The organism is Campylobacter concisus (assembly GCF_002165775.1).
In the GTDB taxonomy this organism is placed as follows: domain Bacteria; phylum Campylobacterota; class Campylobacteria; order Campylobacterales; family Campylobacteraceae; genus Campylobacter_A; species Campylobacter_A concisus_E.
The window spans coordinates 271,376-285,858 of record NZ_NDYP01000002.1; the positions used below are offsets into that span (position 1 = coordinate 271,376).

The following is a 14,483-nucleotide window of genomic DNA, read 5'->3' on the forward strand; positions in this document are numbered from 1 at the left end:
AAATATGGATATAGAAAAATTTGAATCTATGCTAAAGCAAATCAAAGTCCTAAATGACAAGCTAGAGATCAAAAAGCTACGCGGCAATAACGACTATAACTTATTTTTAGCACTTCTTGATATAAACGATGAGGTGCGATTACACTCACGCTTTATCTATTCACTACTTGATCCAAATTCGTCACATTATCAAAAAGAGTTATTTTTAGAGCTTTTTATAAAAGCATGCAGGCTAGAAGATTTTGGGCTAGACCCGCAAAGTGCAAAAGCCTACAAAGAATACGAAAACATAGATATCTATATAACTGACGGCGCGAAGCATATTATTTTAGAAAATAAAATAAATGCCGGCGATCAAGAAGCTAAAATAAAAAGATATATAGAAGCTATCCAAAATAAAAACGACGGCGAAGCTGAAATTTACGTACTATTCTTGTCTAAGCAAGGGCGAGAGCCTAGCGGCTATAGTTTGAGTGGGCTCAAAATCGAAGACGGTAAAATTTTAGAAAAAAACGGTGATGAAGTGGCTAAATTTAAGGCGATTTCATACGACAAAGAGATAATGGCGTGGCTTGGCTTATGTCTTGATGAGGCTGGAAATTTGGCAAATTTAGCCGCCGTGATATCGCAATACAAAAACGTAATTGAAAAAATTTATGGAAAATATAAAGGAGTGCAGATGGATGAGAAAAAAATAAGCGAGATAATACTTGAGAACTATGATCTAGTCGATGAAATAAGAAGTAAATACTTTGATATGGCCAATGCAAATAGACTTAATGAATTTATGTCAAATGTAAAGATTGAACTCGAAAAAAGATTATCACAAGAATGGTGCGTAGAAATAGAAGAGGCTGATGCTAGTAGATATTTTACACCTATATATATTTTTAAAAGAAGTTGGGATAATGGCTATTTATTGGCATTTGTTTTAGAATTTGATAGTAAAAATTTTTTATATCCATATATCGGACTTGCTTATGATACAGATAGAATAAATAAGGCATACGTTGATAGCATACAAGTTAAAATTTCTAGCGAATGGAATATAGGTACAAGATTTGCCAGATGGAAATGGCTAAAAAAAGATCAGTTTTTGAGAGAGATAGTTTTTTATAAATATAGCGAAGATGAGCTAGTGGACGAACTAATAAAGATGAAAGACGAACTAGAGCCACTAGCTGATGAAATCGCTAAATTAATCGAGGCATAAGTCATGCACGACACAATACTTCAAGCAAAAGAGATCATCAAAAACGCAGACGCCATAGTCATCACAGCAGGTGCTGGCATTCTTATTTTTAATAATTATAAATGAAATATAAAAACGGCTATAATAGTAGCCAAATTTTAAAATGGAGTAAATATGGCTGGATTTCAACAAATAACAATAGCGGATGCGATACGAGAAATTGGGTCAGATAAATATCTTATTCCTGAATTTCAAAGGGAGTATGTTTGGTCTGGAGAGCAAGTAGAAAGGCTATTTGATTCTATTATGCGAGGTTATCCTATTAGCTCTATGCTTTTTTGGAAAGTTAGAAGCGAAAGTGCAGAACAAAGGAAATTTTACAGCTTTTTAAGATACTTTAGAGAGTGGTTCCATACTCATAACGAATATAAGCCTACTAAGAGCATAGGTGAATTTTCAGCTATACTAGATGGACAACAAAGACTAACTTCGCTATATTTAGCACTTTGTGGCGAATACCATACACATAGGCCGTATAAAAAATGGGAAAATACAGATGATAAATTTAAAATTTGTGAATTCTACTTTAACCTAACTGCAAGTCAAGAGCCTAAAGATGATAACGTAGAATACGAATTTTTATGGCTGGAAAAAAATGAAACTGGCAGTAAAACGATTTATACGGATAAATTTGGACAAAAATGGTTTAAATGTAAGGATATATATCCTCATAGTAATGATGAAGTAAAGGCTATGGAAATACAAGGAAAATTTGAGTTATCTAATAAAGAAACTAGAAATTTAGCGCTTTTTGAAAAAAGAATTTTTTCTGAAGATATCATCAGTTTCTATCAAGAAGATGATCAAAATCCAGAAAAAGCAGTAAACATATTTATTCGTATTAACTCGGGCGGGACACACCTTAGCTATTCTGATATCTTATTTAGCTATGCTATCGCTAACTGGAAACAAAAAAATGCTAGAAATGAGATAAATGAACTTGTTGATTTTATAAATAACTCTAAAGGCTTTAATATCTCGAAGGATTTAGTACTAAAAGCGTTTTTGTATTTATATCACGAAAATATAAAATTTGACATAGGTAGTTTCAATAACGGATTTATAGAAAATATCGAACAGCAATGGGATAACATAAAAATGGCCTTTCATGGCGTTTATAATCTGCTTGAAAATTTTGGGTTTAATGCTCAAACAATGAGTTCAAATAATGCAATTTTACCAGTACTTTATTATGTCTATCATAAAAATTTGGCCAGTTCTATAGTTCACAGTACTGGGCAAAAGCAAACTAGGGAAGTTATAAAAAAATACTTACTAAGGGCTACGCTGTTTAAGCCGTTTGGAGGAAGTGCAGATAGCGTTTTAACCGCAACGAGAAAAGTATTTAAAAAGGATTTTGACGGTAAAGTATTTTTTGACGAAAACATTGATGAATTTCCGCTAGAGGGTATTGAAAAGTCTTATAAATATAGCAATACTTTCGATGATGACTTTTTGCAAGATTTGATGCTATATAGAAAAAATAGTCCAGAGGCCTTTGCCATCTTATCTATCTTATATCCAAATTTAGACACAAAGAATAACTTTCACAAGGACCACTTGCATCCAGAAAGTAAATACAAAGAGTATAAAAAATTGATGGAGAAAAATAAAAAAGAATACTATGGCTTTTCCATGTATGATACTCTCCCTAATTTACAGTTGCTAGATGCAAACGAAAATATGGCTAAAAACGATAAGAGTCTTGAGGAGTGGGTTGAAAGCGAATGTATAAATAAAGACAAGAGTAAATTTTTAATGGATCATTTAATACCTGATGTTGATTTATCTTTAGATAACTTTGATGATTTTTATGAAAAACGTAAAAAGCTAATGATAAACAAATTACGAGAGTTGCTATAGGGTATACTTTATAGTTGTATAAATAAATTTAAGCTCTGATCTTTGGGCTTAAATATTTTACATAGCATAGCTCTATACCACTAAGATCATCATCTTCAAAGTAAAAGTCCTGTAACTCAATAGAGAGAATTTCCTCCTCGTAGTCTTTCATATAAAAACTAACCTCGCAGACAATGTCTATCATATCTTTATCACGGTCAAGATATGCCTTGAAAAGCTTTTTAAGACGCAGATACTCTGCCGTCATCTCGCGCTGTATCTCAAGAAGCTTTTGATCAAAAGCTACCAAAAGCTCTTTTTCTTCTTTGGTGCAAACCATTTTTTACCTCCTAAAAAATTTAAGAGGATATTAGCAAGAGTTAAAGACAGAAAAATGTCTGCTTTTTGGATATTTTATAGACAAATTTTGTCCATATTTTTATTTATAATAAAAACATAGGAGTAAAAATGAGCGATCAAGAACTTTGGCAAGAGTATGATGAGTTTTCTTTTTTGGCGCAGGCTAAGTCAAGCTATGACTATGTAAATAATGCAAATTTTATGAAATATAGCAACACTGAGATGTCAAAAGATTTCTACAGGCAAGCCGTCAAGGCACTAAATAATGCGTATAATGTCGTTACTGAGGCTAAATTTATACTGCAAAATCTAAAAAACGACTTTGGATGTGAGAGCGAATTTATAAAAGAGATATGCTTGCAAATTTTAAATACAAAAATGACGCCATATGAACATCAAGAGGTGGCTAAAATGATAGATAGCTACAGCTCTATCACTTGATAAAATGGCTCTTTTGCACCACTACTTGCTGAGTTGTAAATTTTAACTCCGTTTAAAACGTCTATGTGAGATTTTGGTTCGTGGATATGCCCACAAAGTATGATCTTTGTCTTTAAAAGATTATTTTTTATAAGCCTTGTAAGCTCCATATCTCCGTGATCCTTGTCATTTTTACTGATGCTCGTATTTGTCTTTGCCGGCGGAACGTGGGTCAGTAAGATATCACACTCTGCAAATTCAAGCAGATCATCACACAAGTAAGGCACGCAGCCAAATTTAACACCATTGATAGTTTTTATTGTGCCATCAGAGTATATGGTACTTATGGAATTTAACCAAGATGCTGGCGTATCGTGATTTCCAGAACATACAAACACTGGCTTTTTAAAGCTTTTTAGCCACAATGTAATTTGCTCTTTTTCGTGCGCGCTATCTTTGTATAGAAAATCACCGCTAAAACAAAAAATTTCAAATTTGTCTTGAAAGGCTAAAATATAGTCAAAATAGCCAGCATTAAAGTGCAGATCGCTAGCGTGAAAAAGTTTTAGATTATTCATTTATACCGGTTGCCAATATTCTAAATCTAACTGTATCCATATCTAGATTGTTATCTGTGCTAGTCATAAATATAAAATCTAGCTCAAGCTCAAAAAGTTTACTAGTAATTTCTTCAATGCTGGCAAATGATAAGTTCTCATTCATCTCAACATGCATAAGTATTGCGTTAGCTTTTGAAATCACGCTTTTTAATCTTTGATTTATTGTGTTGCTAAGTTTAGATATTTTAAAAGTCCCGACAAAGCCATCTATCTTACCATCATAAGACATTATTTCCATTATATCGTGCAAGTCTATAATAGCGTCCATCATCGCTCCTTTAAAAATTTTAGATATTTTAGCTTAGAATTTGGACGTATCTTGTCTTGTTAAATATCTATTTCCTTAAAATAACTTCCTACTTCATCTCTTATTTTATTAGCTAGCTCTTTTGGCTCAAGCACCTTGATAAATGGCAGGTAATAATATATGAGCGGTTTTATCTCCATTATGTGGGTAAATTCTATCTCGATCTCGACTGAGCCGTCGCTATCTTGACCAGTTATGCGCTGCTTTGCGTGCGGTTTTCGCTCGAAGTATTTTGCCACTTCTGGTGCCAGCAGTAGCCTTGCTATTTTTGGGGCTTCTAAATTTGCCCATGCCGAGTTCATCGCCTTTACGCGCTCATCTAGCTCGCCACTTAGTTCAAATTTATCCCCGCTATGCTTTATATCTTTTATGCTCTTTAGGTGAAATTTCTTAAATTTATTGCCCTTTTTGCTATCAAGCAAGAGCAGATACCAAAATCCCTCAAAAAGTGCCAGCTTTAGAGGTTTTACAAGAAACTCAAAGCCGTTATACGTGCATGTTATCTCCGCTTTTTCTCTTATGGCATCCTCAAGCGCTTGAAAATTTACAAGATCCTCCTCGCTTAGCTTTTCGTTGTTTATATTTGTAAGTATCGGGTGGTTTAGCTGCTGAGAAATTTGCTCTAAAAGCACGTGAGCCTTACTATAAAAATTTGAGCCCATGTTTTTTGCCACGTTATCAAGGATATTTAGCACCACTCTATCATCGCCGTCTAGTCCGTCGCTCGCATCCTCGTCGTTTAGGCTCCAGTAGTGCCCCTTTTTGACGGCACCATACTCTCTTAGCGTGTCGTAAAGGTCGCGCTGGATGGTCTTTGAGGTCACTCCAAGAATAGCTGTTAGCTCTTTTATCGTGTGCGGTCTCTCTCTTAGCTTTAGGGCTATAAAATTTATGCGTTCAAATTTGCTGTTTTCTTGTTTGGTTATGATGGGTTTCATTTGCTCTCCTAGTTTGGGGATTATATCCAAATTAGGACTAGAGGGTGTCTTTTCTAGCATAATATCTGCCTAAGGCCATCTAGCGCGCCACATTTTAAACTTATGCCGAAATACTGCGAGATGTAGTTATCTCGTGGGTTTATGCGGATAAGAGTTGCTTTTTTGGAGCGTTTTACAAATTTCTCACCAAAATTTCTAATAGTCGGCACCGCAAGCCCAGCACCTAGCTCTATGATCACAAAGCGGCTATCTTTGTTTTGCTCTAGCCACGCTTCATATCTTCTATACTGCTCGTTTATGCGCCTTGTATTTACCATCCAGTCGTAAAACATCACGATATTTGGGCGGCTCACACAGCCACACTCTGGGCAAACTGGCATATCTAAAGCGATAAATTTCTCTTCATCTACTTTGATGTCGCTACAAGTCTGCCATATAGTGCCATCACGCTTGTGGATACATTGAGAGTAGTGGATAGAGCCGTGACACTCGTAAATTTTCTCTTCGCTAAAGCCAGCCTTAGCAAAGTGTCCATCGACGTTTGAAGTGTAGACGAAGTAGTTTTCGTTTTTGCTTTTTACAAGATCTAAAAGCAGCCTAAAGCCCTCATGAGGCTCTGTGTTTTTGTATAAATTTAGCCTGTGACCATAAAATGCCCATGCTAGCTTTGGATCATCTAAAAACCACTGCGGATTTGCCATATCTTCAAAGCTTAAATTTTTGTCCCTTAAAAGTGGATATGCCCTCCAAAATCCCACATCTCCTCTAAAATCAGGCAATCCACTATCCACGCCCATGCCAGCACCTGCTGTGATGATGAGAGCATCGGCCTCTAATATGATTTTTTTGATCCTATCTATCTTCTCTTGCATTTTGATCCTTTTAAAGAAATTTGAGTAATTGTAGTGATAAGACTAGACATTTTTGTGTCCGCTCTCTTTTGGTAAAATAGTTAAAATTTTATTGGAGAAGAAGATGGCATCATACAACGATAAGCTAATTGATAGCTTGGCAACCAGAATTCAGTTATTTCTATTTTGGAAATCATTTTATAAAGAAGTCATTAAGACCGAGAATATAGCAAATTACATTGATGAAATCGAAAAATTTAAAATCACTAACGATTTGGCAAATTTATACAGTAATACCTACTATCAAACCAAGCTTAAAGAGAAAAGGGAGATATCATTTAACGGCAAAAATGCCTATGTAGATAATATTTGTAAAAATATACCATCAAAAACTAAAATAAAAGAGCTATTAAGAAACGAACTAAAGCCATTAAAAGATAAGTATAAAGAAAAATTTGAAAAGATTTTTCCTCTAAAAGAATTTGAAAATATGACAAAAGGCAAAACAACTTGCTCATATTGCTCATATTGCGGTATAAGCCTAGCCCAGATCGAAGAGCTTGGCAAAAATGGCAAGCTAAATAACAAAAGAAGCGATACACGCGGATATACGCTAGAGATAGATAGAATGCTACCAAATTTGGAGTATAGCAAAAAGAATTGTTGCATGGCTTGCTACTGGTGTAATAATGCAAAAACCGATGAATTTTCACCAGAAGAATTTAAGCCTATTGCTGAAGGTATTAGAAAGACTTGGAATGAAAGACTGAAGGCTATTGGGTATAGCGAAGAAGAAATAAAAGACGTGCCAGACCCAGAAATTTGGAACACTAAATTTGATACAAGCATGGAGCCAGATATAGAGAAATAATTAAGGCGGTAACTCTACCGCTCAAATTTCTCTGCTGTTATGCAGTGTAGCGCACCGCCAAGCTCTATGATCTCGCTTAAATTTATCACCTCTACTTTATAGCTACTATAAAATTTCTTGATCTGCTGCAGCGCAACATCGTCATCATCTATGCCGTATATTGGAACTATTAAAATATCCTTAATTTTAATAAAATTTAAGTAAGCACCCCAGTCTCTTTTTTTAGTGAAAAATCCCTCTTTATACTTCATAAATTTCATATCCAAACCGCTCTTTTTAAGCGCTTTTATGAGTCTATCGTTAAAACTTTTACTCTCATTTGAAAAGTCATTTACTAGCACGCTATATTCATCTATCCACCTCACCATAGCGTCGCTGTGCCCTAACATATCGTAAGGCTGCTTTGGTATGATGATGAGCTCATTTAGCGCGCATTTTTGCTTTATAGTTTCCACGATCTCAGCTTTTGTTTTCAGTGGATTTTCTCTAAAAATTTTATCAGTCATGATGGCTTTAGCTCCAAACCTTACGAAATTTCCGCCGTCTAGGACTAAATTTATATGCTCTTTTGATGGCTGGATCTTTGTTCTTAGATGGCTATATTTTTCATCTTTTAGGTAGTCTGGATCGTAGTCGTAAGAGACAAGGCGCCAATCATCAAGCAAAATCGGCATAAAGTCTCTCATCCAAATGTCTTTAGTCTCTAAAAACTCGTATTTAACCCCGTGTTTGTCAAATATCTGACACAAGCTTTTGGCTGTTTTGGTGTGGTGCTTTGCCAAAAGCGCGGAAAGTAGGATGGTTGGCTGCATATTTGCTCCTAAATTTGATAGTTTTGTGAAATTTTACTAATAAATTTCTAGACATTTTTTGTCCATTCTAGTCGCTATAATTTCACAGATCGCAAAAAATGTATCGGCGATAAAAATCAAAAAAGGATAATCAATGATCTACGAACAACTTAAAATTCTCACACAAAACAGCGATAAAAAGGTGCTCTCAAAAGCACTTGGCTACGTAAGAGAGCAAAATTTCACAAGAGCACTTGCAAATTTAGAGGCGGCAAAGAGCCTAGATGAGTTTATCACAAAGGGGCACTTTGACTGGGCGCACAGCTCAGAAACGCTCATTCTAGCCCTTAGCAAGCACTTTGCTCTTAACATAGACGCAGAGCTTGGCGAGGTGCAAAAACTCTACAACGAGCGAGTAAAATTTAGAGGCTCATATATCTATATAGATACGGATTTTAAGCGCAAGAGTGAGCCTATATTTGCCCTTGCTATGGCGCAGCATCTAAGATATATCAGCCTAACGCCGTTTTTAGATGAACTTTGTTTTAAAGCTTTGCACGAGCAGCTAAAAGTTATCTCAAATATCATTAAAAACTACTATCAAAAAACGAAAACTCTGCCTATTTTTGGTGCTATAACTAGCTTTAAGCTCTATTTTCTAGGCAAAGATTATTCGCTTGATATAAACGGAAATTTTACGGATAAAGAGATCGCCGAACAGGTGGCGGTGATTAAATTTTAAAGGACAAAAATGGGACAATTTACAAAGGAACAAAGGCGAAAGCTAAATAGCATAAACGAAAGGCTCTATGACCTTGAGCGCCGTGTCGTGCCACGTGCAAAGCAGATAGACCTCTACGCAAAAGATATAAAAGAGGCATATGATCATTTTTGTGAGATACTACTCTCTTTTTACTCAAAAGATAAACTTCTTATGCGATATGAGCAGTTCATGAATCACATAGATGACTACTTTTATACTGAAAATCAGAGCGAATTTAGAAACTGGCCAACGCATGAGATGTTTGGCGAGTGGCACTGTTGGTTTTATCACTGCTTATATGATCACACTAGCCTTAGCTGGGATGAAATTTTGACTATCGACAGGATGGAGGGCAGGCTTCGCTCATGGTATGACTATACGCCTATAGATCTTTGTCTGGAGAAGCTAGAGTGCAGCGAGAGAGAAGAGTATATCTCTGATGCCAACAAAGATCAGTGGGAGCAGATAGAGAAAATAAATAAAGCTCTAGCTAGCTATCAAGATATCCTAATAAGAGATGCAAGAATGCTTGAAAACAGGCTAAAAGCAAGGGTTGAGGGTGGATTTATCGAGGATTATGCTATGGAATTTCGTTTGGTCTTTTATTTGCGCGAAGACGATCCAGATTATGACGAAAATGACGATAATTTCTTAGCTATCATCAACGAGCCTATCGTCCCTGGCGAAATGAGCAAGAAAAAGAGCCGTTGGACGCAAAACTGTAATGAATATTTTGGTAGCTCTGTCTATTTTGATAAGAAGGCATATTTTTGCTATCTATTTGCAGCTTTTGAAAACAACACACATATCAATAAGATAAAAGATATACTGCGCATAGGCTCTATTGATATGGCGCTTTGCTGGGATGAATACTATGAAATTTAAAGCAAGATAAAAAATATTAAATTTTTAATTCAAATTTTAAAATATAGACATTTTTTGTCCATTTTGCCTGTTATAATTTCACATGTCACAAAGATATCTTGACAAAAGCAATTAAAACAAAGGAGAAAAAATGTCAAAGAAAAAAGTTGTTAAAACTGCTCCTATAATTGAGCAGTTTGTAGATCTAGCCAGCACACAAAGAGAGCTAGCAGATGAATTAGGAGCTAAGTTTTTAGAATTTTGCAACACATACCTAAATGAAAAATGTGTTATTGCCAAAAATGAATTTACTTACCAAGACTCTTTTTTGCCAGCAAACCTAACTATCGAAGCCTACACTAAAAAGCCGACTTCTAACATAACAATGGTAGATGCATACATTGGTAATGTGCATTTTAGGTTAAATTGTGATTATTCATATGAAGAGTATGATGATGACCGTTTTAAAGATGAGTTAGTTAAGTTCTTAAATAAATAACACTATATAGCAAGAGAAACCGTGCGGTGTAAGATCGCGTTAGTTCGGCATAAAGAGCACTCAAGATAGGTAAATTTTTGTTGCATTAAATAGCAGGGATAAAAAATCCCTGCAATAGTTGCCATGGTGACTAATTTATTCTACTTTCGTACTAGTTTATCATGTTAGTTTTGAAAAAGGAGTAGTATAAAATTTGGTTATATTATTTCCGCAATTTTCATCTTACCTTATGAATATATATAGCAATATCAAGACCTTGAAATCACATTTGTAAAGAAATTTTACTACCATCCAAAAATGTGCGGAAGTTCATCTATTAAGAAAGTTCTACCAGCTATAGTGCTTAACTTTAAAGATGTGTACGTAAATTTGAATTAATCCATAACGGTGGAGAGGCAATGAATGAGTATGCAAAGTTAAATAGCAAAATAAAAAAGAACAAGATGTGATTATAAAAGCATTTTGGGAGTATTGCAAATTAGATATACTAGCTATGGTTAAGATTTTGAAAAAGCTAAAAATATATAGTGCATTATCTTTTATAATTTAATGATATAATTTAATCAAAAATTTTAAGCAAAAAGGTGACTTATATGGCACTCAAAAAGACAGAACTTTATTCATCGCTTTGGGCTAGTTGCAATGAACTGCGCGGCGGCATGGACGCAAGCCTTTATAAAAACTATGTTCTAACGCTCTTATTTTTAAAATACATCTCAGACCGCAAAGACAGCACGGTTTTGGAGCTACCTACGGGTACAGATTACGCAAGCATTGTCGCGCTTAAACACAAACCAAGCATAGGCGATGAACTAAACAAAAAGATAGCCTCTATCGCAGAAGCAAACGACCTTCAAGGCGTTATAAATCAAGCTGATTTTAACGACGAGGATAAATTAGGCAAAGGCAAAGAACTGGTTGATAGGCTTAGTACGCTAGTATCGATTTTTGAGAACCTTGACTTTTCGTCAAACAGCTCTGAGGGTGATGACTTGCTAGGCGATGCATATGAGTATCTCATGCGCCATTTTGCGACGGAATCCGGTAAATCAAAAGGGCAGTTCTATACCCCAGCCGAAGTATCGCGCATCATGGCACAAATCATAGGCATTCCGTCTACCGCCAACCGTTCTACAACGGTTTACGACCCAACTTGCGGGTCCGGCTCGCTCTTGCTTAAAGCCGCCAATCAGTCAAAATTGGGACTTAGCATTTACGGTCAAGAGATGGATGTAGCCACATATGCGCTTGCCCGTATGAATATGATACTCCATGGCAACGACACCGCCGACATTCGCCAAGGAAACACTATAGCTAAGCCGGCATTTACCGATAGAAATACCCTAAAACGTTTTGATTTTGCTGTGGCAAATCCGCCGTTTTCTAACAAAAACTGGACAAACGGCATAGTTCCGACATCAGACATATATAACCGCTTTGAAGTTGGCATTCCGCCAGAAAAGAACGGCGATTACGCTTTCTTGCTCCATCTTATTGCAAGCCTTAAAACCACTGGTAAAGGCGCTATCATCTTGCCTCACGGAGTGCTATTTCGCGGAGATGCAGAGGCTCGTATCCGCACAGAACTACTTCGCCAAGGCATTATAAAAGGCATCATCGGACTACCGACAAACCTATTTTATGGCACAGGTATACCGGCATGCATTATAGTTATAGATAAGCAAGTTGCATTTAACGAGAAAGGTCAAACTTTAAGCGATAGGGGTGTCTTTATGATAGATGCCTCAAAAGGTTTTATAAAAGATGGCAACAAAAATCGCCTTCGTGAGCAAGATATACATAAGATAGTAGATACCTTTACGACGCAAAAAGAGCTAGAACACTACAGCCGTTTAGTCTCGTTGGATGAAATTTCTCGCAACGATTACAATCTAAACATCCCACGTTATATCGATAGTGCTGACAAAGCAGATATGCAAGACTTACATGCGCATTTATACGGCGGCGGTATCCCAAAAAGTGATATTGATGACTTGGGCGAATTTTGGAGTATTTTTGCACAAACAAAAACTAAAATTTTTACCTCCAACGGCTCGCTTTATTCTCCAAATTTTGTCCCAAGTAAACTAAAGGCAACGATACAAGCATCAAGCGAATATATAAAATTTGAAAACGAAATTTTATCGCACTTTAATAATTGGCACGAGGAAAACGATTTAAAATCCATAAAACAAAAAGACCATCCAAAAGAGCTTATTAAAACATACGGCGAAAGCCTTCTAAAGCACTTTAAAGAAACTAAGTTAGTGAGCGATTATGACATTTATCAGGTCTTTATGGACTATGTCGCAGATACATTAAGCGACGACGTTTATGATATCGCGCAAAACGGCTGGCTAACAGCACGCGATCTAACACCATTAGAAAAAGGCGATAAACAAACGCCGAATTTAATCCTAGGCTCTGGAAGAAATGTAAAGAAATTTATAAGCGAGATAATTCCACCAGAGCTTGTCACAAAGCGTTATTTTGCACAAATTTTAGATCAAATTTCGCTCCTTGAAACCCAAATTAGTAAAAAGCAAGATGAATTTACAAATTTTGTAGATGAGTTTGAAGAAGACGAGCTATCAAACGCCTATGACGATAAAGACAAGATAACCATAAAAAGCCTAAAAGAAGCTATAAAGCAAACTAGCGATAAAAATGAGCAAGAAATTTATAATAAAGCGCTTCAAATTTTAACCGAGCAAAAAGAACTCGAAAGCACACTAAAGGTCGCCACTGGAGAGCTAAATCAAAAAGTATTTGACAAATTTAAAACCCTTGACGAGAACGAGATAAAAACCTTAGTCGTCGATGATAAATGGCTAAGTGATCTAAAAGGGCAAATTTTATCCACCGTAGAACGAGCGGTACAAGAGTGCATAACTCGCATAAGCACGCTTGCAGCTCGCTATGACAAGACACTAGATGAACTCACTGAGCGCGCTAATGCTCTATCGCTTCGCGTCAAAGCCCACCTTGAAGCAATGGATAAAGCAAGATGAGTAGTCAAATTTATGATAAAAAAATCCCTCAAGGTTGGGGAGTTACAAAACTCGGGGATATAGTTAATTTTTTTGACAACCTTAGAATTCCGGTTGCAGCCTCTTTACGAAAATTTGGAACTACACCTTATTATGGTGCAAATGGAATTCAGGATTACGTGGATGGCTTTACTCATAATGGTGAGTTTGTGTTAATAGCCGAGGATGGTGCAAATGACTTAATAAATTACCCAGTTAATTATGTTAATGGGAAAATTTGGGTTAATAATCATGCGCATGTTGTAAGCGGAAAGAATAAAATTATAGATAATAAATTTCTATCCTATTGCTTAAAAATAACAAATTTTTCTAAATTTCTAGTTGGAGGAACTCGTGCAAAATTAAATGCAAGTATTTTGAAAAATATTGAAATTTTACTTCCAAAAGACATCAAAGAACAAACCAAGATAGCTCAAATTTTAAGTGATGCAGATGAACTTATTAATGTTAAATGTGGACTTTTAGATAAAAAACGTGCGATAAAACAAGCCGCATCCCAGCAACTTCTCACCCCCAAACCCCACTGGCACACTGCCACACTTGGGGAAATTTGTAAATACATAAAAACTGGTAAGCTTGATGCAAATGCCATGGAAGAAAATGGCGAGTTCCCATTTTTTACTTGTGCAAAAAAAGTATATAGAATAAATAAATATAATTTCGACTTAGAAGCGTTGTTGATTTCCGGGAATGGTGCAAATGTAGGATATATTCACTATTATAAAGGTAAATTTAATGCTTACCAAAGAACATATGTTCTCTCGGATTTTTCTTGCAATATTTTTTACTTAAAAAATTTTTTAGATTTAAAGTTACAAGAAAGAATAGAAAAGGAAGTTCGTTCTGGGAATACCCCGTATATTACAATGGATACTTTGGTTGATATGTGGATTTCATTTCCGAATTTATCAGAGCAAACTAAAATTGCTAAAATTTTAAGCGATATGGACGATGAAATTTCAGCTTTACAAGATGAGATAGAAAAGCTAAAGATAATAAAACAAGGCGCTATAGACGAGCTGTTGAGTGGCAAAATAAGGCTAAAGGGTTGAGTT

15 protein-coding genes are annotated in these 14,483 nt (G+C 35.7%); 9 read left to right on the plus strand and 6 right to left on the minus strand.

Annotated features, from left to right (window positions below; translation table 11 throughout):
- The first annotated feature begins 4 nt into the window (after positions 1-4).
- Entirely contained in the window at positions 5-1,213 is a 1,209-nt protein-coding gene (locus B9N66_RS02370; protein WP_087579730.1) for a PDDEXK-like family protein, read from the plus strand.
- Between the two features lie 153 nt (positions 1,214-1,366).
- Positions 1,367-3,115 (plus strand): DUF262 domain-containing protein, encoded by a 1,749-nt coding sequence (locus B9N66_RS02375; RefSeq protein ID WP_087579731.1) that lies wholly within the window; start codon positions 1,367-1,369, stop codon positions 3,113-3,115.
- Positions 3,116-3,143: 28 nt separating this feature from the next.
- Here B9N66_RS02375 and B9N66_RS02380 read toward each other — a convergent pair whose 3' ends face one another.
- A complete protein-coding gene (locus B9N66_RS02380; protein ID WP_087579732.1) occupies positions 3,144-3,434 on the minus strand; it encodes a hypothetical protein in 291 nt (96 codons plus the stop codon).
- A gap of 128 nt (positions 3,435-3,562) precedes the next feature.
- Between B9N66_RS02380 and B9N66_RS02385 the strand changes: the two genes are divergently transcribed.
- Positions 3,563-3,895 carry a hypothetical protein gene (locus tag B9N66_RS02385; RefSeq protein WP_087579733.1) on the plus strand — a complete coding sequence of 111 codons (333 nt, stop codon included), beginning with the start codon at positions 3,563-3,565 and terminating at the stop codon, positions 3,893-3,895.
- Here the strand turns inward: B9N66_RS02385 and B9N66_RS02390 are convergent.
- From B9N66_RS02390 to B9N66_RS02405, 4 genes are read right to left on the minus strand one after another with little or no spacing between them, the layout of a single operon-like run.
- A complete protein-coding gene (locus tag B9N66_RS02390; RefSeq protein WP_087579734.1) occupies positions 3,877-4,452 on the minus strand; it encodes a metallophosphoesterase family protein in 576 nt (191 codons plus the stop codon). The two genes, B9N66_RS02385 and B9N66_RS02390, sit on opposite strands and share 19 nt — an antisense overlap.
- Positions 4,445-4,762 carry a hypothetical protein gene (locus B9N66_RS02395; protein ID WP_087579735.1) on the minus strand — a complete coding sequence of 106 codons (318 nt, stop codon included), beginning with the start codon at positions 4,760-4,762 and terminating at the stop codon, positions 4,445-4,447. Before B9N66_RS02395 ends, B9N66_RS02390 begins: the two co-directional genes overlap by 8 nt.
- A 59-nt stretch (positions 4,763-4,821) precedes the next feature.
- The gene (locus tag B9N66_RS02400; protein WP_087579736.1) at positions 4,822-5,739 is read right to left on the minus strand and encodes a helix-turn-helix transcriptional regulator; all 918 of its coding nucleotides are present in this window, start codon (positions 5,737-5,739) and stop codon (positions 4,822-4,824) included.
- Between the two features lie 53 nt (positions 5,740-5,792).
- Positions 5,793-6,611, minus strand: coding sequence for an SIR2 family NAD-dependent protein deacylase (locus B9N66_RS02405; RefSeq protein ID WP_087579737.1), 819 nt, complete (start codon positions 6,609-6,611; stop codon positions 5,793-5,795).
- Between the two features lie 103 nt (positions 6,612-6,714).
- On the opposite strand from B9N66_RS02405, the gene B9N66_RS02410 reads away from it, so the two are divergent.
- Positions 6,715-7,461 (plus strand): hypothetical protein, encoded by a 747-nt coding sequence (locus B9N66_RS02410; RefSeq protein WP_087579738.1) that lies wholly within the window; start codon positions 6,715-6,717, stop codon positions 7,459-7,461.
- Between the two features lie 14 nt (positions 7,462-7,475).
- Here B9N66_RS02410 and B9N66_RS02415 read toward each other — a convergent pair whose 3' ends face one another.
- Positions 7,476-8,273 carry an agmatine deiminase family protein gene (locus tag B9N66_RS02415; RefSeq protein ID WP_087579739.1) on the minus strand — a complete coding sequence of 266 codons (798 nt, stop codon included), beginning with the start codon at positions 8,271-8,273 and terminating at the stop codon, positions 7,476-7,478.
- 133 nt (positions 8,274-8,406) lie between these two features.
- Between B9N66_RS02415 and B9N66_RS02420 the strand changes: the two genes are divergently transcribed.
- The 5 genes from B9N66_RS02420 to B9N66_RS02440 all read left to right on the plus strand — a co-directional run bounded on the left by B9N66_RS02420 (position 8,407) and on the right by B9N66_RS02440 (position 14,480).
- Positions 8,407-8,994 carry a hypothetical protein gene (locus tag B9N66_RS02420; protein WP_087579740.1) on the plus strand — a complete coding sequence of 196 codons (588 nt, stop codon included), beginning with the start codon at positions 8,407-8,409 and terminating at the stop codon, positions 8,992-8,994.
- A gap of 9 nt (positions 8,995-9,003) precedes the next feature.
- A complete protein-coding gene (locus tag B9N66_RS02425) occupies positions 9,004-9,900 on the plus strand; it encodes a hypothetical protein (protein WP_087579741.1) in 897 nt (298 codons plus the stop codon).
- Between the two features lie 130 nt (positions 9,901-10,030).
- On the plus strand, positions 10,031-10,378 hold the full coding sequence (locus tag B9N66_RS02430) for a hypothetical protein (RefSeq protein WP_087579742.1): 348 nt from the start codon (positions 10,031-10,033) through the stop codon (positions 10,376-10,378).
- Between the two features lie 593 nt (positions 10,379-10,971).
- Complete coding sequence (locus B9N66_RS02435) at positions 10,972-13,389, plus strand: type I restriction-modification system subunit M (protein ID WP_087579743.1); 2,418 nt, start codon at positions 10,972-10,974, stop codon at positions 13,387-13,389.
- Entirely contained in the window at positions 13,386-14,480 is a 1,095-nt protein-coding gene (locus B9N66_RS02440) for a restriction endonuclease subunit S (protein ID WP_087579744.1), read from the plus strand. Before B9N66_RS02435 ends, B9N66_RS02440 begins: the two co-directional genes overlap by 4 nt.
- Positions 14,481-14,483: the final 3 nt, after the last annotated feature.